Origin of the sequence: Thermogemmatispora tikiterensis, from assembly GCF_003268475.1 — a bacterium.
Taxonomy (GTDB): Bacteria; Chloroflexota; Ktedonobacteria; order Ktedonobacterales; family Ktedonobacteraceae; genus Thermogemmatispora; species Thermogemmatispora tikiterensis.
Genome location: NZ_MCIF01000002.1, coordinates 2,034,864 through 2,054,751 on the forward strand (window position 1 = coordinate 2,034,864; position 19,888 = coordinate 2,054,751).

Sequence of the window (19,888 nt, forward strand, 5' to 3'; positions counted from 1 at the left end):
CGGCCCAGCCCCAGCCCGTTCGCCGGTTAGCTCTCCGGCCTGTCAGCCACGCGACAGACCTTCACCAGAGCAGCCAGGGCCGGGGCCTGGGCCTCAGCCATTCCTTTTCAGCTTCCCCGTTCGCTTAGCATAGCGTTCCGCCAGGCTAAAAGCGTAGACACTCGCTGGCACACTAATCAGACCCGTCAGGATCAGGGGCCAGGTACAGCTCCAGATCTCAGGAGACCAGAGAGGCCGGCCCTGCATGATCGCTTCGCGCAGGCCCTCCAGCACATAAGTAGCTGGCGAAATACGCGCCAGCGGCTGCATCCAGCCCGGCAGCACTGAGATAGGATAGTAGACCCCCGAGACCAGCAACAGAACGGCTTTGACGATGAACGACATCTGCATGCCCTTCTCCGTGTACAACAGCGGTAGAATCGCTGCTCCGATGCCAAAGCCGATAAATGAGATGCTACCCAGCAACAGCAAAAAGAGTGCCGTCAGGTAATTAGCATGGCTTAGATCGATATGGAAGAAAGCTGCAATGACCAGCAGCTGTATCAGCGTAAAGAGTAGTCCATGAGCAACAGCGTAAAGACAGCTCCCGACCATATGGGTAAAGCGCGAGATGGGAGCCATAAAGGTATATTCGATAGTGCCCTCCCAGCGCTCCATATTGATAATGTCAGTTACGCCGTCGAAGGTTACACTGAGATAGGACCAGACCGAGGTGCCGATCACGAGTACCAACAGCAGTGAGTTGGTGTCGAACTTGACCTTTGCCCCGGTAATCTGCTCAGCAGCGGCTCCGATGAAGGTCACGCTGAGAGCGTTGACGATGTTGTAGAGCAACCAAACAATTTCCCAGGCCCAGTAGCGCCTGGTCAGGTTCCAGTTGCGCTCAAAGAAAGCGTAGGTTGCCCGTCCTCGGTGCACTAAAGCAGTAAACATCATAACGTCCTTTTTATTCCTCCTCTTCACGCATAGCTTCCAAAGCCTCAAAGGCTTTTTCCCAACTGCCGTAGCGAAGAATATCCTCTTCCGTGATACGATGGCTGGCTGTATAGTGCATGAACACCTGATGCATGCTCGCGGGTACGGACAGTCCCAGCTGGCGCATCACTTCCTGTTTCAGCTCGTCAACCGAACCTAGCGCCACAATACGTCCCTGATCGATAATCGCGACACGATCGCAGAGAGCCTCAGCCTCTTCCAGATCATGGGTCGTCAGAAGGATTGTTGCATCGTGAACCTCACGAAGCTCGCGAACAAAGGTTTGCACATCCAGTTTTGAGCGAGGATCAAGGCCGGTCGTCGGTTCATCCAGGAGCAGCAGCACGGGAGCCGTCAGAAAAGCGCGGGCAATAGCGACTTTTTGCTGCATACCGCGCGACATATCTTCCAGCGGCTGTCTAATGCGCGCGGCCCCGATTCCCAGGCGCTCCAGGATAGAGACAATTCGCTCGCGCGCCAGACGCCCTGGCAGGTTGTAGAGACGCGCCGCATAGATCAGGTTCTCCATCGGTGAGAGCTTCTTGAAGAAGGAAGCCTCAACACTTACGCGGTTGATCAGGCGGCGCACGATGGCCTCGTCCCGCACGACGTCGTAGCCAAAGATCGTGACCCGCCCGCTATCAGGAATGAGCAGCGTGGAGAGAATGCGAATCAGTGTGGATTTGCCCGAGCCATTTGAGCCGAGAATGCCGATGATTTCGCGACGCTTAACCCGCAAGCTCACCCGATCCACCGCCCGCACCGTGCGCGCATCTTTTCCCTTCTGCCAGGGCAGCCACGGACGAGACTTCATAAAGACTTTCGTGACCTCCTCAACAAGAACAGCATCTTGCTCCTCTTGGTGATCTGCCAACGTCGGTGTAGATAATGTTGGGAGCAGGCGCTGTATCGCCATGCAGTAAACCTCCTTTGCTTGTGAGCATCGTCTTGGCTGTCCCCGTCCGGTCCACGCTGCTCTCCAGCGTGGAGAGAAACCAGAACGGTCGATCGGAAAGATACTACCAGCCGGGGCCTCTTACCACGATCACTCGACCGGTCTTCCATCTGCCCTAAAGAACAGCTCCACCCGCCTTGGAAGCACACAGTTCAGGGCGAGTCGTATGACAAGGCCATGACAGGCTTCAAACCGGGCAGGTCAGCCAGCCAGCCCGTTAGCTAGCGCCGGGTCAGATGAGCGGACAGGCATGTCGAGCAGGTGAATAGTGGAGTTTCTTGGCCGACGGAAGCGAACTCGGCCCGGTTTTTCCGAGGCTTCTCAGTCTCAGTACTCCAAGGCTGCTGCAACCCAGGGAACAGAATGGATGTCATCGCCCGACCAGGAAAAAGGCGACAAAAAACCGTGGGACTGAAGGTTGCTGTCTCAGTGCCCACGGTCGAGAGATCGCTCTTCAGCACCTGGCGCTTTTGTCACACATCAGGCGCCAGGTGTAAAACAGGCGGCGACTCCCCGCAAATGGGCCCACTGATCCCCGAGTCAACCAGGCATGGAGTAGTGAGTAACAGCGAAGAAAGGCCAGCGTAGCCTTTGGAAAGGGCAGAGATAGCGAATGGCAAAACAATCCCCCTGCTCCTCTCCTGCTGGAGAGGCCAAGAGGCCAGGAGCACACGATTGCTTACCATTAGCTCACCTCCCTATCCTTGGGCTTGCGCTAAGCGCAGCGACTGTTTTTTCGCCCCAGATGGGGACACCAAAGGCCCCGAAGCAGCGGCACGGGGCCACAGGACCTCAAGTGAATGATTACTTTTTAGAAAAGGTCTAGAACGAGTATACGGTAAAAAAACTCCTTTGTCAAGGGAAGATCAACGCTGGTCAATAGAGCGAGGGAAGATCAGCTTAAGAGGAGCGAAGGCCGGGCTAACGACTACCCAGCCCGGCCTTCACTTCGGTTTTAGTCTCGGCTTTCGCCTGTTTCACAAACTGTATCAGTTGCCCTTGCTGGATGATCTTTGCCAGCCGTTTATGGCACTCAATCGCCTCTTGCGGGGTATTGCTACTATGCTCGTAGATCACCAACCGATAGAGGGTGAGATAACCGTTCTGCTGAGGATAGACAGCTGTAACAAAGCCGCGGCCCAGGCGGCGATCATCGAAGGTCGCCAGCACGTAGCGCTTTCCATCCGGGGCGACGACCACGTGGCGAGCCAGGTCGAGCACCTGCAGCTTCACCGGATAGGCATCGGGGATCTCCAGAGGCCGTTCCCGGATGCTGGCCAGCATCTCCCGATCCTGTTCCAGCACAACACGATCAATCATCGCATCACTCCATAAGGATCAGCTTAAAGGGCACATGCCACCCTGGCCTGGGAAAGTTCCAAGGTGGCATAGTACAGTTTAACGGAAGAGGGAGAGCAGGTCAAGTGCTCCCTGGCTCCGACTGAGCCTTCTCTCTCACTTCGTTCACAAGCGTCAGAGATCTTCCAGGGCGGTTGGCGCTGGCAAATCGAATGAGCGACCTCTGCGCCATAGACGGCGCAGGTGTTCCCAGAGCCAACGGATAAAGTGCACAGGCGCCCTGACCAGCACATAGGGATGACGCAGGAGGTAAAGGAAGAGACGCGGCTCAATCTGCCGCCAGAGGGCTGGCGCTTCGCGCATTTCGCCCGAGCTGGCTGGGTGCTCAGGGCTACCCGGGGGCGCCCACAGATCGCGCACGTAGAGATCCCCCAGACGCTGCAAGAGCGGCGCCTGCTCGGGAGCCACGTCACTGAGACGCTGGATATATTCGTGAGGCGTCTCGGCGCGACGGGGAGTGAAGCCGGCCCAGCTCGCCAATAGACAGATGCGTCCGTAGATTTGGGCTGTCAGACGCAAGTGACGGAAGAGCCGCCGCCACCAGATGGCGAAGAGCATCAACAGGCAGGCGAGAGCAAAGATCACGCTCAGAGTGAAGTAGCTCAATGACTGCTGCCAGCTCAGACCGCTCCCCTGGGAGCTGCCCCCCGTTGCCCCGGTTTCATCATTCGGCAGCGGGAGACGCCGTGGCGTCGTGGCGCTGGGCGAAATGCCCTGACCAGGGGTGATCGTCGAGCCACTATCTGACGAGCTGTACTGATTGGGAAGCGGGCGGGTGAAGGCCGGAAATCCCGGAGAAGGCTCGAAATTGATCCAGCCATAGCCAGCGAAGTAGATCTGCGTCCAGGCATGGGCCTGAGTACCACGCACCACCCATTGATGGGTAGAAGGATCGTAGGTGCCCGGCGCATAGCCAGTCACCACTCGCGCCGGCATCCCAAGTTCGCGCGCCATTACCGCCATCGCCGTCGCAAAGTAATTACAGAACGCCCGGTGACCGCTGCGGAAGAGCAGCCAGGAGACCGGCTCATCGCCGGGAGGCAGCTGGACATCGACTGAGTAGGTATAGCCACGGAAGTAGTTTTCTAAAGCCACTGCCTTGTCGTACATCGTGTGAGCGCCGGCGGTCAGTCGCTCGGCCAGGATGCGAATATTGGGATCAAGATGGGGAGGCAACTGCAGATAGGTCTGCAGGATGGCGGGATCATAATAATCGGTGGGGAGAGGGCCCTCATAGTTGGGCGGCAGCTTGGGAGCTGCGGAAGGGAAAGGGACCGACTCCAGGGTCTTGACATCCGCTGAGGAGACATACGACTGGACCGTGTAATGATCACCTGCCGCCAGCTTGGACCCTTTGCGCAGCACGGCCACGATGCTGGTAGTGCTTTTGCTCACGAGCACAACCGCAGGCTGGTCAAGCTGGCCCGCCTGCCAGGGCGTGAAGAGGTAGGGCTGCTGCTCACCCGGAGGATTGACGACGGTGATCTGCAGCGTCACGGCATGGACAGGCGTGCCCTCGGGCGGAATCTGCTGGCCCTTCGGCAGCGAGATACTGTAGGTGGGACTGGTCGACCAGCCACGCCCATCGTAGGTGTCATAGGCGAGCGAGGCAATATATTGCCCTCCCTCGCTGCTCGTGATGCGGAAAACGATGTCATTGTTCAGATGCGGATTACCACCCAGCACCAGCGAATTAGTGAAGTTGCCGCGATTCGATGGAATTACTCCCCCATTGACAGCGACAAGACGGTCCCAGGCATTCTCAACCTGCACCCAGGGATTGCTGTCAAGATCCCAGATCTGAGCGGCATCAGCATTGACATAGCTGCCCGGCAGAATCCAGGAGAGAATCACCACCGCCAGCGAAACCAGCAGGCCGGCCTGCATGAAGTCCCAGCCCAAGTCGTCGGCGCAGCGCAGACCCAGTCGCTTCCAGCGGCGCATCGACTCAAAGAGCGAAAAGCGGAGCAGGAGCAGCAGTGAGGCACACAAAAAGACAAAGAGAAAGATCAGATAGCCAACAGGTACATTGCTGAGATTAATGAGCAACACCGCTCCGTTGAGCAGGATCATCAGCAGTGGCACACGAGTGCGATAGACCAGCCAGACACTGGCGTAGGCCAGCCAGAAGCTGAGAGCGGTGATCAGGAAGAGAAAGATCGAATCGTCACTACTCGTACCCCCAGCCAGAGCGATCGCCACCCAGGCCCGCAGGGCGCTGAAGAAGAGAGGAAAGCTACCGTTGAAGTCGGCAGTTGCGGTCTGCCAGTAGGCGATGAGCAGACCGAGCACCAGGGCCAGCGGCAGAACGAGCCAGGGAGGGAGCCAACGTTGGCGCCCGGCCAACAAGCCGAGCAGCAGGCCAAGTGCGGTCGTCAGGGTGAGCACCTCCAGATGGGCTACCCAGCCAGCCACCTGCACCGACCAGATGGTGCTATAGACGACGATGGTCACCAGCACGAGCGAGAAGTAGCCTTCTTCGAGATGGAACAACTCCTTGAGCGAGGACCAGCTCAGCCCTGGCTTATCCGGGTTTGGGGCTGGTGAACCTGCCCCCTTGGGGCGGAGTTCAGGCTCCGAGAACAGCCGAGAGAAACGATCAGCAGTGGCCTGGCCCATATCAAGACCTCCATTGGAGAGAGCGCACGCTCGGGCCGCGTTCGAGCGCCTCTGCTAGCGAGTCGCCCCGCCTGACGCGCAGCACGGGAACGCCCTCGCCTTCCAGCAAGGCCCACGTATCTTCATCGACGGGTCGTCCATCAAAAGAAGCGGCCTCCAGTCCGATTACCGCCACCTGGACCCCACGGCGGCGCAAATGCCTTAACCCTTCGTGCCAGTCGCGTGAGGTTGACGGGGTAATCACAATGGCCGCTGTATTGCGACCAAAATGCAGGGCATCCAGCGCCAACGCCTCCTTCAAGTCCGGTCCAGATCCTGCTCTGACCACCGCCAGCAGCTCCAGCACACGCTCGATCTGGCGCTCGCCGCGATCCAGTGCCAGAAACTCTCGACGCTCGCCGTTGACAATCAGGCCCAGAGACAGGTCCTGACGCAGCAGATAGACGGCGAGCGAGGCTGCGATCGTAATGCCATATTCTTCTGTCGATTCTTCTCCCTCGCCCGCCTGCACTGCCTGATGGAGATCAAGGAAGATCCAGGCATCCATTGCTGGATCAAGATCGAATTCCTTGACCATCAGTTTATTATAATGTGCCGTTGAAGGCCAGTGAATGCGGTTGAGCGAATCGCCGCTGGCGTATTCGCGGATAGTGGTAGCGTTCGTTGTCGTATGGAGCGCGCGACGGGTACTGCGCCCTTTACCAGGCAGACCACCAGTAAAAAAGGCAAAGCCTGCCAGAGGAATGACGCGCGGCAGAACGAGAATCTCATAGGCCGGCGAGAGCAGACGATGACGCCGGAAGAGGCCGAAGGGATCGCCACTGCTGGCGATCACGGGGCCAAGCTGGTAGCGACCCCGGCGCCGACAGACCGTACGGGCCCGCCAGAGCGCGCGCTTGCGTCCGCCCATGCTGGCGACATAACCGGCGCGATGGCCAGGCAGCGTGGAGCCATCGACGATCTGCACCCAGAGTTTGGGAAAGATGCTGACATTATCTAACATCAGGCGCTCGTCGAAGGTATCACCCACCTGGACGCGCCCAAAAGGGGCCGCGCGATGAAAGACCAATCCGCGCAGACTGTAATGGGCCCACAGCAGTGAGAGCAGAAAGACGGCCAGCAATACATAGGTGACCACATAGAGCGCCTTCCAGCCGCTACTGATGGCCAGAAAGCCCGTCACCACAATCAAGAGCACCAGAAAAACGGTCTGCCAGCTCCGCATGGCTCAGCGCGCCTTTCCTCCTCCGACCCAGGCGCCCGGGACCGGCACCGTCTGCAGAATCTCGTCCAGAATGGCCGAGGAGGTGACCGAGCGCACGCGGGCCGCCGGGGTGACGATGATTCGATGCGCCAGCGTTGGTTTGACCATCATCTTGACATCGTCAGGGATCACGTAGCTACGCCCGCGAATGGCCGCCAGCGCTTGCGCAGCGCGGAAGAGCGCTAGCGAGCCGCGCGGGCTGGCTCCGAGATAAATGTTACCATGATGGCGCGTGGCGTTGGTGATGGCCACAATGTACTCACGAATAGACTGGTCAACATGAATAGCTCGAATCTGCTTCTGTATCTCTAGCAGTTCCTCCGCCGTCATGATCTGCTGCAGATCCTCAAGAGGATGATGGTCTTGCTGGCTATTGAGGATATTGATCTCATCGGCAGGGGAAGGATAGCCCAGGCTGATATTCATCATAAAGCGATCGAGCTGGGCCTCGGGCAAGGGGAAAGTTCCTTCGTATTCGATGGGGTTCTGGGTAGCCATGACCATGAATGGCTCAGGCAAGGGATAGCTCCGGCCATCGACGGTGACTTGCGACTCCTCCATCGCTTCCAGCAGAGCCGACTGGGTCTTGGGTGTTGCGCGGTTCACCTCGTCGGCCAGCACAATCTGCGCCATAATCGGCCCAGGGCGAAACTCGAAATTGCCCGTCTTCTGGTTGTAGATTGAGACACCGGTGATATCGCTTGGCAGAAGATCAGGGGTAAACTGGATGCGCTTAAAGCTACAGCCAATCGAGCGCGCAATGGACTTGGTCAGGACCGTTTTGCCCACGCCCGGCACATCTTCAATCAAGACATGGCCCCGACAGATGACGGCGATCAGGGTGAAGGTGACAGCTTCGGCTTTACCAACAATGACGCTCTCAACGTTGCGAATCACTCGCTGAACAGCAGCAGCGAGATCCTGTACAGACTGCATGCTCTACTCTCCGATCAGGTCGCGGAGGCCCGAATCCAGGAACAGCTCAACCTGCTTTAGTGTACCACACTGCCCGCCTGGATGATACCAGTTTGCCCTGGACGCCAGCCTCTCCTACCCTTCTCCTATGGCGCGGGCTGAGCACTGGTGATCGCTACAGCGTCTGCCTCCGTTTTTCTTCTATAATAACGTTGACAGTGGAGCAACGATCGCAATCTGCTGCCAGTCTAGCAAAGATTGCTGAATTTTGGCTGAAGGAATGGCCCCTCCTCCTTCGTCTGGCAGAGGAGACGGGAGGCAGGCGAGAGCATCAGGAGGTTCCCCTCTGTTCGCCGCTGCCCTCCAGCCAGTCCGAGCTAAGCCATCCGTCCTGCTCCTAAAAGAAAGGACTATCCTCACAAGGGTGAGTATGGTATCATGAAAGCCATGCAACAGGACAACGAGAGGCAAGAACTCTACGCCCGCGTCCTGGGATATGTCCAGGGGGTTGGCTTCCGCCAGTTTGTCATGCATCACGCTACGGCCCTGGGTCTGCGCGGCTACGTGCGCAACCTGGCCGATGGCAGCGTGGAGGTGCTGGCGCAAGGGCCACGCGCCGCTCTGGAACGGTTGCTGACTCTGCTGCACCGTGGTCCTTCCGCCGCTGAGGTCCATGAGGTCCGCGTCGACTGGCGCCAGCCCAGTGAGCCACTGAGTGGCTTCCATATCCGCTGGTAGCTCACTTATTTGCTACTCTGCTGTTCCATTGGCAGCGCAGTTTCACCCTGCACTGTCTTGCTGAGAGCGTTTTTGACGCTTATTGCAGATTCTGGTTCGTCAAGCGTCTCTATTCTGGCTCATTTGAGCTTCCACTGTATAAAAAGAGAGGACAACAGCGATCAACAGGTTAGTCAGAGTGAAGGAGGCTCGGGGTTTTGATCGATCGAGAAACGGTACTCCACATTGCCCAGCTGGCACGACTCGGCCTGAGCGACGAGGAGGTTGAGCTTTTTCGCCAACAGCTCTCCAGCATTCTGGAGCATATGGCTATTCTGCGCGAGGCAGACGTGAGCGGAGTCTCTCCCCTGGCCCATGCTTCACGTCTCACGAACGTGATGCGTGAGGATGAGCCTGCTCCCTCCTATCCCCCGCAAGTGCTCCTGGCCAATGCCCCCGACCAGGAGGAGCAATGTCTGAAGGTGAACGCTGTGTTGGAGGAGTCCTAGCCGATGAGCGCTTTGCATGAGCTAACGCTGAGTGAAGCGGCGACGCTGCTGCGCCAGCGCCAGATTTCTTCTGTTGAGCTGACACGCGCTTTTTTGGAGCGGATTGAGGCCCTCGATGGGCGCATCCGGGCCTTTACTCTGGTGACAGCAGACCTGGCGCTCCAGCAAGCCCAGGAGGCCGACCAGCGCCTGCAGCGCGGCGAGCAGGTGACCCCTCTCACAGGCATCCCGCTGGCCATTAAGGACGTGATCTGCACCAAGGATATCCCAACAACCTGCAGCTCACGCATGCTGGAGCATTTCCGCCCTCCTTTTAATGCAACGGTGATGGAGCGCCTCCAGGCCGCAGGAGCGGTGATGCTTGGGAAAACCAATATGGACGAGTTCGCCATGGGATCTTCGACCGAGCACTCGGCTTTTTTCCCCACGCATAACCCCTGGGACCTGGAACGCACTCCCGGCGGCAGCAGCGGCGGCTCGGCTGCTGCCGTGGCCGCGGGCATGGCTCCGGGAGCGCTGGGCAGCGACACTGGCGGCTCGATTCGTCAGCCAGCAGCGCTCTGCAACGTGGTAGGGCTGAAGCCAACGTACGGTCGCGTCTCCCGCTTTGGCCTGGTTGCTTTCGCTTCCTCGCTGGACCAGATCGGCCCCTTCGCGCGTACAGCCCGCGATGCCGCTCTGCTACTGCAGGCCATCGCCGGCCCCGATCCACGTGATTCCACCTGCTCAGCCACTCCTGTACCGGACTATACGGCGGAGCTAACGGGCGAGATCCGCGGCCTCCGTATCGGTGTGCCTGTCGAGTACTGGGAAGCTCCTGGTATGGACCCAGGCGTGGCGCGCGTTGGCCAGGAGGCGGTCAATCGTTTGCGCGAGCTGGGGGCCGAGATCCGCGAGGTCTCACTGCCTCATACCCGCTATGGGGTCGCCGCCTACTACATCATCGCCCCAGCCGAGGCAAGCGCCAATCTGGCTCGCTACGATGGCGTAAAGTACGGCTACTCCTATCGCGACACCAGCGATATGTGGGAGGCTCTTGATAAGACACGTCAATATGGCTTTGGGCCAGAGGTCAAGCGCCGTATCATGCTGGGAACATATGTGCTCTCCGCCGGCTACTACGATGCCTACTATAAACAGGCTCAGAAGGTGCGGGCGCTCATCGCACAGGACTTCGAGCGTGCTTTCGAGCAGTGCGACGTGCTGGTCAGCCCCGCCTCACCAACGGTGGCTTTTAGGCTGGGGGAGAAGCTATCAGATCCCTACCAGATGTACCTGAACGATGTCTTCACTATCCCGGCGAATCTGGCCGGGATCTGCGGCATTTCGATTCCCAGTGGCTTCAGCGAGGGCCTGCCCGTAGGGCTGCAGATTCTCGGCAACGCCTTTGCCGAGGCGACGATTCTGCGCGTGGCTGATGCTTTCCAGCGTGTAACGGACTATCATATCCAGCGCCCGGCCCTGTAGTGTAGAGGAAGAGAGCAGCCCAGAGAGCTTGCTTCGCCTGAACAAGTCGGGCCGGGCAAGCGACTGTCTGTCTGCCTCTCATCTGGCTATCCCTCTACCTGCTGTGGACGGAACCGAGGAAGGAGAGTCTGTCCTTGCCACAAGAGCAGCATCGTCCCCGCTCTGCTTTTCCAAGCCTGCCACCGCTGGTCAGCCGTATGCTGGCAGCGCTACTTCTGGCCCTGGCCGCCTTCATCGCTATCGGGGCTTCTTTGCTGGTTTTTACCCCTTGGGGGACCGGGCTGGCAGGCGGTCCCAGCATGACGGAGACCCCAACTGTAGGGTCGTCTTCGCTCTCGCCAACACCACGGCCAACCCTGGCCCCCGTGTTGACTCCTCGCGGCTCACCCCCCTCGCTGACCGCCGCCGAGGCTATGCTGCTGGACGCCGATAGCGATCGCATTCTGGCCGATATCAACGGTGAGGTGCCGCGCCCTATGGCCAGCACAACGAAGATTATGACAGCGGTCATCGCTTTGCAAATCGGCAACCTCGATCAGGAGATTACGGTCGGCGCCGACGCAGTAAATGAGGCCCGCGATAATGATGGGAGCAACGCAGGCTTACAGGTGGGAGAACAGTTGACGCTGCGCGACCTGCTCTACGCGCTGCTTCTACCTTCGGGCGATGACGCGGCCATTGCGATTGCCGATGGGCTGTCCGGCTCAACGGCGAAGTTTGTGGCCCTCATGAACCTCTATGCCCTGCGACTGCACCTGTTCCAGACACATTACGCAAACCCGGATGGGCTACCGGCGCCAGGCCACTACACTACGGCTTTCGACCTGGTGCGCCTGGCCCGCTATGCCATGAGCATCCCGCTCTTCGCCCAGATTGTGGGCACCCGCGTCTATTCCGTGCCAGCAACCGCTACTCATGCGGCCCACGTCTGGACCTCGACGAACGAGTTGCTGAGCACGTATTCAGGAGCGACAGGCATCAAGACGGGTTTTACGGGAGAGGCCGGCTACTGCCTGGTCTTTTCGGCTACGCGCAACGGCCATCACCTGATCGGCGTCGTGCTCGATACCCCTAGCCCTGAAGCTCGCTTTCAGGACGCCCGCCGCCTGCTCGACTGGGGTTTCTCGCTTCCCGTCGCGCCTCCCGGCCCCTCGGCCCCACCTCCTATCTAGCTTTGAGGATGCCCGGCGAGGCTGGCCACGGCAGATCTTGTGCGCATCTGGTAGCTTCTGCCAGGTCCGTTATATGATGCCGGATTCTGGCCCATCTTGGCGGCAAGACGTACTGGTCAGGTGGACGTAAACATGATAGAATAAGCTTTACGACCTGACCATGCTCGCACTAACCTTTGGCACAAAGGACAGCAATGCGTTACGCCGTTTTCAGCGATATACATGCGAACCTGGAAGCACTGGAAGCAGTGCTCGCCAAGATCGATGAGATCTCTAAAGAGAAACCCATCGATCAGATCTGGTTCCTGGGGGACCTGGTTGGCTATGGCCCCGACCCCAATGCCTGTATCTCTTTGCTGCGCGAGCGTACTGATGTGATCATCGCGGGCAACCACGACTGGGCGGCGGTCAACAAGATCGATCTTGACGACTTTAGCGCCGCCGCGCGCATCTCCGCCGAGTGGACTGCTCAGCAGCTGACGGAAGAGCATCGTGAGTTTTTGGCTAACCTCCCCGAGCGTCTTGATATCGGCGACGTGACACTCGTGCACGGGAGTCCTTACGGTCCCCTCTGGGAGTACCTGACCTCCGAGGTGCTGGCTGAGCGTAGCTTCCAGTATTTTAGCAGCCGCTTTTGCTTTGTGGGCCATACCCATATTCCAGTGATCTTCCAGCAGCCGATGGGCGTTAACAAGGCCAGCAGCTCCGGCGCTTCTGGGGAACGCGCGCAGGAAACGGCTTTTGCAGCGACTGCCGCCGAGGCCGATGAGGGCAGCATGGGTGATTCAGGCTCAGAGCAGTCTGCTTCTGCCAGTCTGGGCGAAGGCGAGCGTCCTGAACCGACGGAGGAGGCCGCTGAAGAGCTGCAAGGAGCAGCGACAAAGACGGTTGCCCCAGCGACAACCAGAGAAGCTGCCAATGTCGAGCAGGTCTCTGCCGACGAAGAGACGCCCAGAACCGAGGCCAACGAGCCGGAGCAGGAAGGTGAGTACGCCGATATTGTGGCAGCGCTTGAGGCGATCGAAGCGCGGACTTCCGAGGAGGAGATCCTCAGCGCCGAGGATCGCCTCAACAGTGAGATCGAGGAATTGCTGGCTTTGCTTGGCCTCAGCCAGAGCATGATCAAGGTCACCAACGAAATGCTGACTCCGCCAGAAGGCCACTGGGACCCGCCTGCCGGCTATCGGGCGATTATTAATCCCGGCGGAGTGGGACAGCCACGCGATGGTGATCCACGCGCCGCTTTCATGATCTATGACACAGAAGCCGGCTTTGAGTTCTACCGAGTGCCCTACGATATCAAGAAGACACAGGAGAAAATCATTAGGGCCGGCTTGCCTCAGTATCTGGCTATACGTCTGGCCTACGGTCGTTAGCTCGGCTATAGATCTCTTTTCGTCTTTTCCCTAAAAATAGATAACAGGTCTCTGAATCAGCAATAAATGAAGTTGATTGTTGGACTGGGCAACCCTGGCCCTCAATATGCGCCGACGCGTCACAACGTCGGCTTCCGTGTCGTTGAGAAGCTGGCTCAGAAGCTGGGTTGGCGCTGGAGCGAAGAGCGCAATCGGGCCTTGTTGGCTAGCGGCTCGTTTGGGGGAGAGAAGGTCGTTCTGGTGAAGCCCCTGACCTATATGAATCTCAGCGGCGAGGCCGTGGGTGGGCTTGCCCGCTGGTATCGGCTTTCTCCCCAGGATATCCTGGTCGTCTGCGATGATCTCGATCTCCCCGTCGGACGATTGCGCCTGCGCGCCCGGGGCAGCACTGGCGGTCACAATGGCCTGGAGAGCATCGTTCATCATTTGCATAGTGATCAGTTCCCACGCCTGCGCGTTGGTATCGGACGCCCGACCCACCCACGGATGAGTGTGATCGATTATGTGCTGGGGGTTCCTCCTGCCGCAGAGCGCGGCCAGCTGGAACGAGCGGAAGACGAGGCCGTGGCAGCTATCGAGCTGGTGCTCATGCGCGGCCTGGAGACCGCCATGAGCGTGGTGAACAGTGACCCAGAGGCCCGGCGCCGCGCAGAGGAACAACGTCAGCGCCAACAAACCCGCCGTCCTCCGATCCAGATCGGCATGGTAGCCCGCCTTTTCCCCAGCCACTGGCGTCCACTGCGCGAGGAGATCGCCTTTGCTCGCTCCTGTGGCTTCCAGTGGCTGCAGCTCCGTGGTTCAGAAACAGGGCTTAGCGAGCAGACGCTGGGAGATTCCTTTGAGACAGTCGCGGCGGCCCTACAGGGGTCTGGCCTGGCCTGTGCCTTGGAGATCACTCTCTCGCTGACTGCAGCAGGAACCACGCCAAGCGGGGCAACCCTGGCCACAGTACTGGCGGCCAATCTCCCAGCGATCCGCCGTTTACCCTGTAGTCGCGTCCATTTTCATCTGACGGCCTCGCCCGCCAACCCTGATGCCCTCCAGGCTCTGGAAGAACGTCTTGCCCCCGCTCTCCAGGAGGCCCTGGCCCTGGCTACCTCTCAGTCTCCACCTTTCTTGCTGGGAATCGAGCACAACGAGCCTGCGGCTGCTCCCTTCGCCAGACCGGATCGTTGCGCCTGGTTGCTGGAGCAAGTGCCCGAGCTGGGCTTTGTCTGGGACATCAATCATACCCTTCCTGAAGCCCTGCCTGACTACCTGGCGCTGACTCCACGGATGATCCTGATCCATGTCTCGGATACGCCATTGCCACAGTTGAATTATCACCTGCCTTTGGGTCTGGGAACCCTGGATATTGAGGGCTACTGCGAAGAGCTGCTCGCACGCGGCTTTGCTGGCCCTGCTATCCTGGAAATCGGAGGGACCCCCCGCTCCGGTGGCTTTGGCCACGATAGCGATGAGGCGCTGCAAGCTTCGGCCCAACGCCTGCGTGCCGCCATTGGACGGGCCTATGCCCGCGTGCGCAGCCGCCAACCAGAGGCACCCAAGGCTCAGTAAGCGCCTCCACTCCTTTTTGCCAGGCTGAGCCTGCTTATGATAAGATAAACTATAAGAAAGACAGGAGCGATCAATCCTCATTGCCAAGCCAGACCTCGGCCTGGGTTGGCACGTCGTGTCTGCCGGGACGGTGGGGAAGAGGCTGGCCGGCGCCGGCAGTCGTCAGGTCACGAGGGATCACAGGCTCAGTGGGGTAGCAATGCTTCTCGGCCCACACAGCTAACTCTGATGGGAAGACCTGCTCTCTCGACAGGAGAGGCCCGCTGTGCTAGACTGAGGATCGCCGCATGGGCCTGCTCCCTTTGTCGGGCCAGCCAGTGCCAGAGGAGCAGGACACCTCAGTATGCCGCACCCGCTGAGCTAAGCCCTCAGCCAGCCAGCAAACAAGCAAATCTGATAGAGTACAGCAATAGTACAACAGCATAGCAGAAGAAACCAGTCACACCAAGAAATCTTAGCTGGTGTTGTGAGGCAAGATTGACACTCCAAGGCTTATTATCACTGCTCACCCAGAGAACCGATTTCAAACGACTACTCAGAAGGCTGCGTGCTGCTGAAGGGCTGCCGGTTCTTGACGCAATTACAGAACCGGCTCGTCCTTTCGTTATCGCTGCGCTGGCGGCAGCATACGAGCAGCCGCTGCTGATCGTCACAGACGAAGAAGAAGGGGCGCGGCAGATGGCAGAGAGTCTGGCCATGTTCGCCCCGGAGGGTAGCCAGGTCCTCTACTTTCCGGGGCGCACCGCCCTGCCATACGAGCGTTTGCTTAGCGACGCCGAGACGCTTCAGAAACGCATGCAAGCCCTCATCGGCCTGCTGCGACGCGAGCCGCAACAGTTGCTCGTCTGCGCAGCGAGGGCTTTGACACAGCCGCTGATGCCGCCTCATGAGCTGAGTCGCACCCTCTATGAGCTGCAGCAGGGCGAGGAACTGGATCTCCCGCTGTTGCTGGAGCACCTCTATAATCTAGGCTATGAGCCAGTAGCCGAGGTTGAGGAGCCGGGTCAATTCAGTCATCGTGGGGGTATTGTTGACCTTTTCCCTCCCACGCTGAGCCGACCGGTGCGTGTCGAGTTCTTTGGCGATCAAGTCGAGTCGCTGCGGACCTTCGACCCAGAGACCCAGCGCTCGCTCAATCCACTCATGAGCTGTCTGATTGGGCCAGCACGCGAGGCTCTGCCAACGCGCGGAGCACAGGCGGCCCGCGAGCTAGAGAAGCTCGATCTGCGCATCCTCCATCGCGACGCAGAGGAACGCTGGCGCCGTGACCTGGAACTGCTGCGCCAGAGTCGTTCTTTCGAGGACATCGCTTTCTATCTGCCCTACTTACACGAGCCGGTGACGCTGCTCGACTACCTTCCCAAGGATGCCCTTGTTATCCTCAACGAGCCTGAGCATATTCAGAATCGTATCCGCGACCTCGATGCCCAGGCTCAGGAGATGAAGGCGCGCCTGGAAGCGGAGCGCGAGAACCCGGCCCATCTGCGACCGGCGCACTTCTCCTGGGAGGAGCTGAGTCCACGTCTGCAGCAGCGCCGTCAGCTCCATTTCGCTGGCATCCTTGCCGCCACAGGGGAGCACGATCCCGATGGAGCCTCTGCGCCCGGTCAAGAGCCGCTGTTGCCGACGTGCAGCAGCGCGAATTCCTACGGTGGACGCATCCGGGCCTTCGTCCACGACTGCCGTAAAGCGCTGGCCAGGCGCGAGCGCGTTGTGATCGTCACAGCCCAGGCACGTCGCCTCGCTGAGGTCTTTGCCGACGAGGCCAGCACCGACGAAGAGGGGCCGATTCACGTCAGTCCCGGCAGCAGCATCAAAGAGCTGCCCGCCGAGGGCAGTCTTACCCTCATCCAGGGGCATCTGGCAGAGGGTTGGCAGTCGCGCGCTTTGGGCCTCAATGTCTACTCTGACGCGGAGGTCTTTGGCTGGTCCAAGCGCCGCCCGGCCCAGCGACGCCGACCCGTCACGCCAGCCTCTTTCCTGACCGAGCTGAATCCCGGCGACTATGTCGTCCACCAGGAGCACGGCATCGGGCGCTTCGAAGGCCTGGTCAGAATGAACCTGACCGGCGTCGAGCGCGAGTATCTGCTCATCCGCTACGCCGGCAACGACAAGCTCTACATCCCTACGGACCAGCTTGACCGTGTGACACGCTATATCGGTATGGGAGAGGCTGTGCCGGCTCTCAGCAAGCTAGGCAGCACCGAATGGACGCGGGCCAAAGCGCGGGTCAAAGAGAGCGTCCAGGACGTTGCGCGTGAGCTACTGCGTCTTTACAGTCTGCGCGAGACCACCGAGGGCCATGCCTTTCCTCCCGACTCTGAACAGCCGTGGTTGAAAGAGCTGGAGGATGCCTTCCCTTACGAGGAGACGCTTGACCAGGCGCGCGCCATTGAAGAAGTTAAGGCCGATATGGAGCGTCCCAGGCCGATGGATCGCCTGGTGTGCGGCGATGTGGGTTATGGGAAGACCGAAGTTGCGCTGCGAGCCGCCTTCAAGGCCGTGCTGGATCAGCGCCAGGTGGCAGTTCTTGTGCCCACTACCGTCCTCGCCCTCCAGCACTACAATACCTTCAAAGAGCGGCTCAAGCCCTATCCTGTGCGCGTCGAGCTACTAAGCCGTTTCCGCTCCGAGAAGGAGCAGAAGCGGATTCTGGAAGACCTTGCCCTGGGGAAGATCGACATCATTATCGGCACCCACCGCTTACTGCAGAAGGACGTTGTCTTCTTCCAGCTCGGGCTGCTCATCATCGACGAGGAGCAGCGCTTCGGGGTCATGCACAAGGAGCGACTCAAGCAGCTACGCACCGAGGTCGATGTGTTGACCATGACGGCCACGCCGATTCCTCGCACACTGCACATGGCCCTGGTTAACCTGCGCGATATGAGCGTCATCGAGACCCCCCCCCAGGAACGCCTGCCCATCCGAACAGCCATTCGGGAATATGACGAAGGGCTGATCCGCGAGGTCATCCTGCGCGAGCTTGACCGCGGAGGTCAGGTCTTCTTCGTGCATAATCGCGTCGCTGGTATTCAAATGCTGGCGCAAAAGCTGCAGCAGCTTGTGCCCGAAGCCCGTATCGCCGTAGCTCATGGGCAGATGAACGAGGAGCAGTTGGAGCGGATCATGCTGGGCTTCGCTAACGGCGAGTACGACGTGTTGGTCTCCACAACTATCATCGAAAACGGGCTGGATATTCCCAATGCTAACACCATCATTGTCAACAACGCCGCCCATTTCGGGCTGGCACAGCTCTACCAGCTGCGAGGTCGCGTGGGGCGTTCAGCCCAGCAGGCGTATGCCTACTTTCTCTACAACAAGGAAGCCCGCCTGACACCGCTGCAGGAGAAGCGGCTCCGCGCCATCTTTGAAGCCACAGAACTGGGAGCCGGCTTCCGCATCGCCATGAAGGACCTGGAGCTGCGCGGCGCGGGCAATCTGCTCGGGGCAGAACAGTCGGGCTTCATGAACTCAGTGGGCTTCGATCTCTATTGCAAGTTGCTGGCTGAGGCGGTGCAGGAACTGCAGGGTCAGAAAGAGGAGACGAGCATGCCCGGGGTCACCATTGACCTGCCGCTCGATGCCTATTTGCCGGATGAGTATATTGGGGACCGCACCCTGAAGGTCAATTTCTACCAGCGCCTGGCCAATCTCACCACCCATGAGCAGGTGGAGGCCATCGCTGCCGAGTTGACCGACCGCTTTGGGGCCCCCCCGCCCCCAGTACAGAACTTGCTCACCCTCATCCGGCTCAAGATCGAGGCAGCCCACCAGGGCATTGAGGCCATCTCGCTCAAAAACAATGAGCTGGTAGTTACCGTCAGACGTTCGGTGATTCCGAACCGCGTGGCCCTCTACCATCGCTTCCGTAACGAGGCTCGCGTCCAGCAAGGGGTTATCCGCATTCCACGCCGCCTGCTGGGTACCAATTGGCTGCAGCAGCTGAGCGAACTACTACCGATGATGACCACAGCAGCCTGACCAGACCTGACCGCCTCGCCAGGCAGTGAACCGGCGGGCGGATCAGGCAGTCGCTGGACAACGCCCAGGCAAGGCAACTGCAGCCTTGTCTCAGGTGAGCTTGCTCGTTCGCTCTCCGCTGGCTCAGATAGCCACGAGACCTTGCTCTTGAAGCTCGATAAGGATACGTTCAATCTCCTGCACGCTCTTCTTGGTACAACGGGCAAGATCAGCAACCGTGCGCCGTCCATCGACAAGCAGATAGACCGAGCGCTGTCGCCGACTCAGCAGCGATAAGACGCTCAGATCGTTGCTCAGGCGCCGCGGCACCAGCCATTCGAGGCCGGGCTTATAGCTGCTACCATATGTAGATATACCAATATAGCCAGCCGCATCGTCGTTGACCTTCTCCGGCGCCAGAGGGAGCTGAGGATCGCTCTCGCTGCGCGCCACCCCGGGTAGCAAAGGAGTGAGGCGCGCTGCGGGCAGAGAGGAGCTATCGGAGCGCATCGGATAAGGAGCATCCGGGAAAAAGGCGAAGCGGATAGGGCTCCAGGTCAGCAGGAGATTGAGCGCATCCTGGCCGGCGAGTTGACCGGCAGCGGCATAGACGGGACGGCCAGCGCGCAAATAGATCTCCCCTTCCTCCAGCTGTCCATTGCGCAGGCGCTCCACGCTCAGCAGCCCAGTCTGCTGCCTCGTCCGGAAGAATTCCAACACAGGTAGAAGGCTATCAGCAGTCTTGTCACGACCTTTAGCCATGAGGCATAACACTCCCTCCAGGGTCCCTCCTAACAAGAGCCACCCGCCTCCATTTCAGGAAGCGTTCGTTCCTCTTGCCAGTTAGCAGAGCGCGTACGCGCTCAAGAAGATGTATCTCCAGGCCATAAAAATCCCCGTATTACTATACGTGTTATACCATAGCCTCATGGGAGCGGGAAGGTGTAAAAAACATAAATATTCCTGTAGGGAAGATTCTTAACGAAATTTTTATGGAGGCCCTGTTTTCAGAAGAAGGAGCATTTTCCCCTAAAACAAGGAGA

14 protein-coding genes are annotated in these 19,888 nt (G+C 59.3%); 7 read left to right on the plus strand and 7 right to left on the minus strand.

What is annotated here, in order from left to right; all coding sequences use genetic code 11:
* Window positions 1–93: 93 nt before the first annotated feature.
* From A4R35_RS08140 to A4R35_RS08165, 6 genes are all read right to left on the minus strand, one after another.
* Window positions 94–936: an ABC transporter permease gene (locus A4R35_RS08140; protein ID WP_112428269.1), complete on the minus strand. Its 843-nt coding sequence runs from the start codon at window positions 934–936 to the stop codon at window positions 94–96.
* 10 nt (window positions 937–946) lie between these two features.
* Entirely contained in the window at window positions 947–1,891 is a 945-nt protein-coding gene (locus A4R35_RS08145) for an ABC transporter ATP-binding protein (protein WP_112428271.1), read from the minus strand.
* A gap of 960 nt (window positions 1,892–2,851) precedes the next feature.
* A complete protein-coding gene (locus tag A4R35_RS08150) occupies window positions 2,852–3,250 on the minus strand; it encodes a hypothetical protein (protein WP_112428273.1) in 399 nt (132 codons plus the stop codon).
* A gap of 153 nt (window positions 3,251–3,403) precedes the next feature.
* Window positions 3,404–5,782, minus strand: coding sequence for a transglutaminase TgpA family protein (locus A4R35_RS08155; RefSeq protein ID WP_189361529.1), 2,379 nt, complete (start codon window positions 5,780–5,782; stop codon window positions 3,404–3,406).
* A gap of 127 nt (window positions 5,783–5,909) precedes the next feature.
* Window positions 5,910–7,133, minus strand: a complete 1,224-nt coding sequence (locus A4R35_RS08160; RefSeq protein ID WP_112428277.1) for a DUF58 domain-containing protein — start codon at window positions 7,131–7,133, stop codon at window positions 5,910–5,912.
* Between the two features lie 3 nt (window positions 7,134–7,136).
* Complete coding sequence (locus A4R35_RS08165; protein WP_112428279.1) at window positions 7,137–8,108, minus strand: AAA family ATPase; 972 nt, start codon at window positions 8,106–8,108, stop codon at window positions 7,137–7,139.
* 417 nt (window positions 8,109–8,525) lie between these two features.
* On the opposite strand from A4R35_RS08165, the gene A4R35_RS08170 reads away from it, so the two are divergent.
* The 7 genes from A4R35_RS08170 (at window position 8,526) to mfd (ending at window position 18,866) form a co-directional block, all read left to right on the plus strand.
* The gene (locus A4R35_RS08170; protein ID WP_223258250.1) at window positions 8,526–8,825 is read left to right on the plus strand and encodes an acylphosphatase; all 300 of its coding nucleotides are present in this window, start codon (window positions 8,526–8,528) and stop codon (window positions 8,823–8,825) included.
* Window positions 8,826–9,022: 197 nt separating this feature from the next.
* Window positions 9,023–9,313 (plus strand): Asp-tRNA(Asn)/Glu-tRNA(Gln) amidotransferase subunit GatC, encoded by a 291-nt coding sequence (gatC, locus tag A4R35_RS08175; protein WP_112428281.1) that lies wholly within the window; start codon window positions 9,023–9,025, stop codon window positions 9,311–9,313.
* Window positions 9,314–9,316: 3 nt separating this feature from the next.
* Window positions 9,317–10,780 (plus strand): Asp-tRNA(Asn)/Glu-tRNA(Gln) amidotransferase subunit GatA, encoded by a 1,464-nt coding sequence (gatA, locus tag A4R35_RS08180; RefSeq protein ID WP_112428283.1) that lies wholly within the window; start codon window positions 9,317–9,319, stop codon window positions 10,778–10,780.
* A 134-nt stretch (window positions 10,781–10,914) separates the two neighbouring features.
* Complete coding sequence (locus A4R35_RS08185) at window positions 10,915–11,952, plus strand: D-alanyl-D-alanine carboxypeptidase family protein (RefSeq protein WP_112428285.1); 1,038 nt, start codon at window positions 10,915–10,917, stop codon at window positions 11,950–11,952.
* 194 nt (window positions 11,953–12,146) lie between these two features.
* Window positions 12,147–13,328: a metallophosphoesterase family protein gene (locus tag A4R35_RS08190; RefSeq protein ID WP_112428287.1), complete on the plus strand. Its 1,182-nt coding sequence runs from the start codon at window positions 12,147–12,149 to the stop codon at window positions 13,326–13,328.
* Window positions 13,329–13,394: 66 nt separating this feature from the next.
* The gene (gene pth / locus A4R35_RS08195) at window positions 13,395–14,885 is read left to right on the plus strand and encodes an aminoacyl-tRNA hydrolase (RefSeq protein WP_112428289.1); all 1,491 of its coding nucleotides are present in this window, start codon (window positions 13,395–13,397) and stop codon (window positions 14,883–14,885) included.
* 678 nt (window positions 14,886–15,563) lie between these two features.
* Entirely contained in the window at window positions 15,564–18,866 is a 3,303-nt protein-coding gene (gene mfd / locus A4R35_RS08200; RefSeq protein ID WP_112428291.1) for a transcription-repair coupling factor, read from the plus strand.
* Window positions 18,867–18,989: 123 nt separating this feature from the next.
* Here mfd and A4R35_RS08205 read toward each other — a convergent pair whose 3' ends face one another.
* Complete coding sequence (locus A4R35_RS08205; RefSeq protein ID WP_112428293.1) at window positions 18,990–19,607, minus strand: DUF4388 domain-containing protein; 618 nt, start codon at window positions 19,605–19,607, stop codon at window positions 18,990–18,992.
* Between the last annotated feature and the right edge of the window lie 281 nt (window positions 19,608–19,888).

Bases quoted from the DNA above. Each gene is read 5' to 3' on its own strand.
- A4R35_RS08140 (WP_112428269.1), bottom strand. From the start codon at position 936: ATGATGTTTACTGCTTTAGTGCACCGAGGACGGGCAACCTACGCTTTC.
- A4R35_RS08145 (WP_112428271.1), bottom strand. From the start codon at position 1,891: ATGGCGATACAGCGCCTGCTCCCAACATTATCTACACCGACGTTGGCA.
- A4R35_RS08150 (WP_112428273.1), bottom strand. From the start codon at position 3,250: ATGATTGATCGTGTTGTGCTGGAACAGGATCGGGAGATGCTGGCCAGC.
- A4R35_RS08160 (WP_112428277.1), bottom strand. From the start codon at position 7,133: ATGCGGAGCTGGCAGACCGTTTTTCTGGTGCTCTTGATTGTGGTGACG.
- A4R35_RS08165 (WP_112428279.1), bottom strand. From the start codon at position 8,108: ATGCAGTCTGTACAGGATCTCGCTGCTGCTGTTCAGCGAGTGATTCGC.
- A4R35_RS08170 (WP_223258250.1), top strand. From the start codon at position 8,526: ATGAAAGCCATGCAACAGGACAACGAGAGGCAAGAACTCTACGCCCGC.
- gatA (WP_112428283.1), top strand. From the start codon at position 9,317: ATGAGCGCTTTGCATGAGCTAACGCTGAGTGAAGCGGCGACGCTGCTG.
- A4R35_RS08190 (WP_112428287.1), top strand. From the start codon at position 12,147: ATGCGTTACGCCGTTTTCAGCGATATACATGCGAACCTGGAAGCACTG.
- pth (WP_112428289.1), top strand. From the start codon at position 13,395: ATGAAGTTGATTGTTGGACTGGGCAACCCTGGCCCTCAATATGCGCCG.
- mfd (WP_112428291.1), top strand. From the start codon at position 15,564: ATGGCAGAGAGTCTGGCCATGTTCGCCCCGGAGGGTAGCCAGGTCCTC.
- A4R35_RS08205 (WP_112428293.1), bottom strand. From the start codon at position 19,607: ATGGCTAAAGGTCGTGACAAGACTGCTGATAGCCTTCTACCTGTGTTG.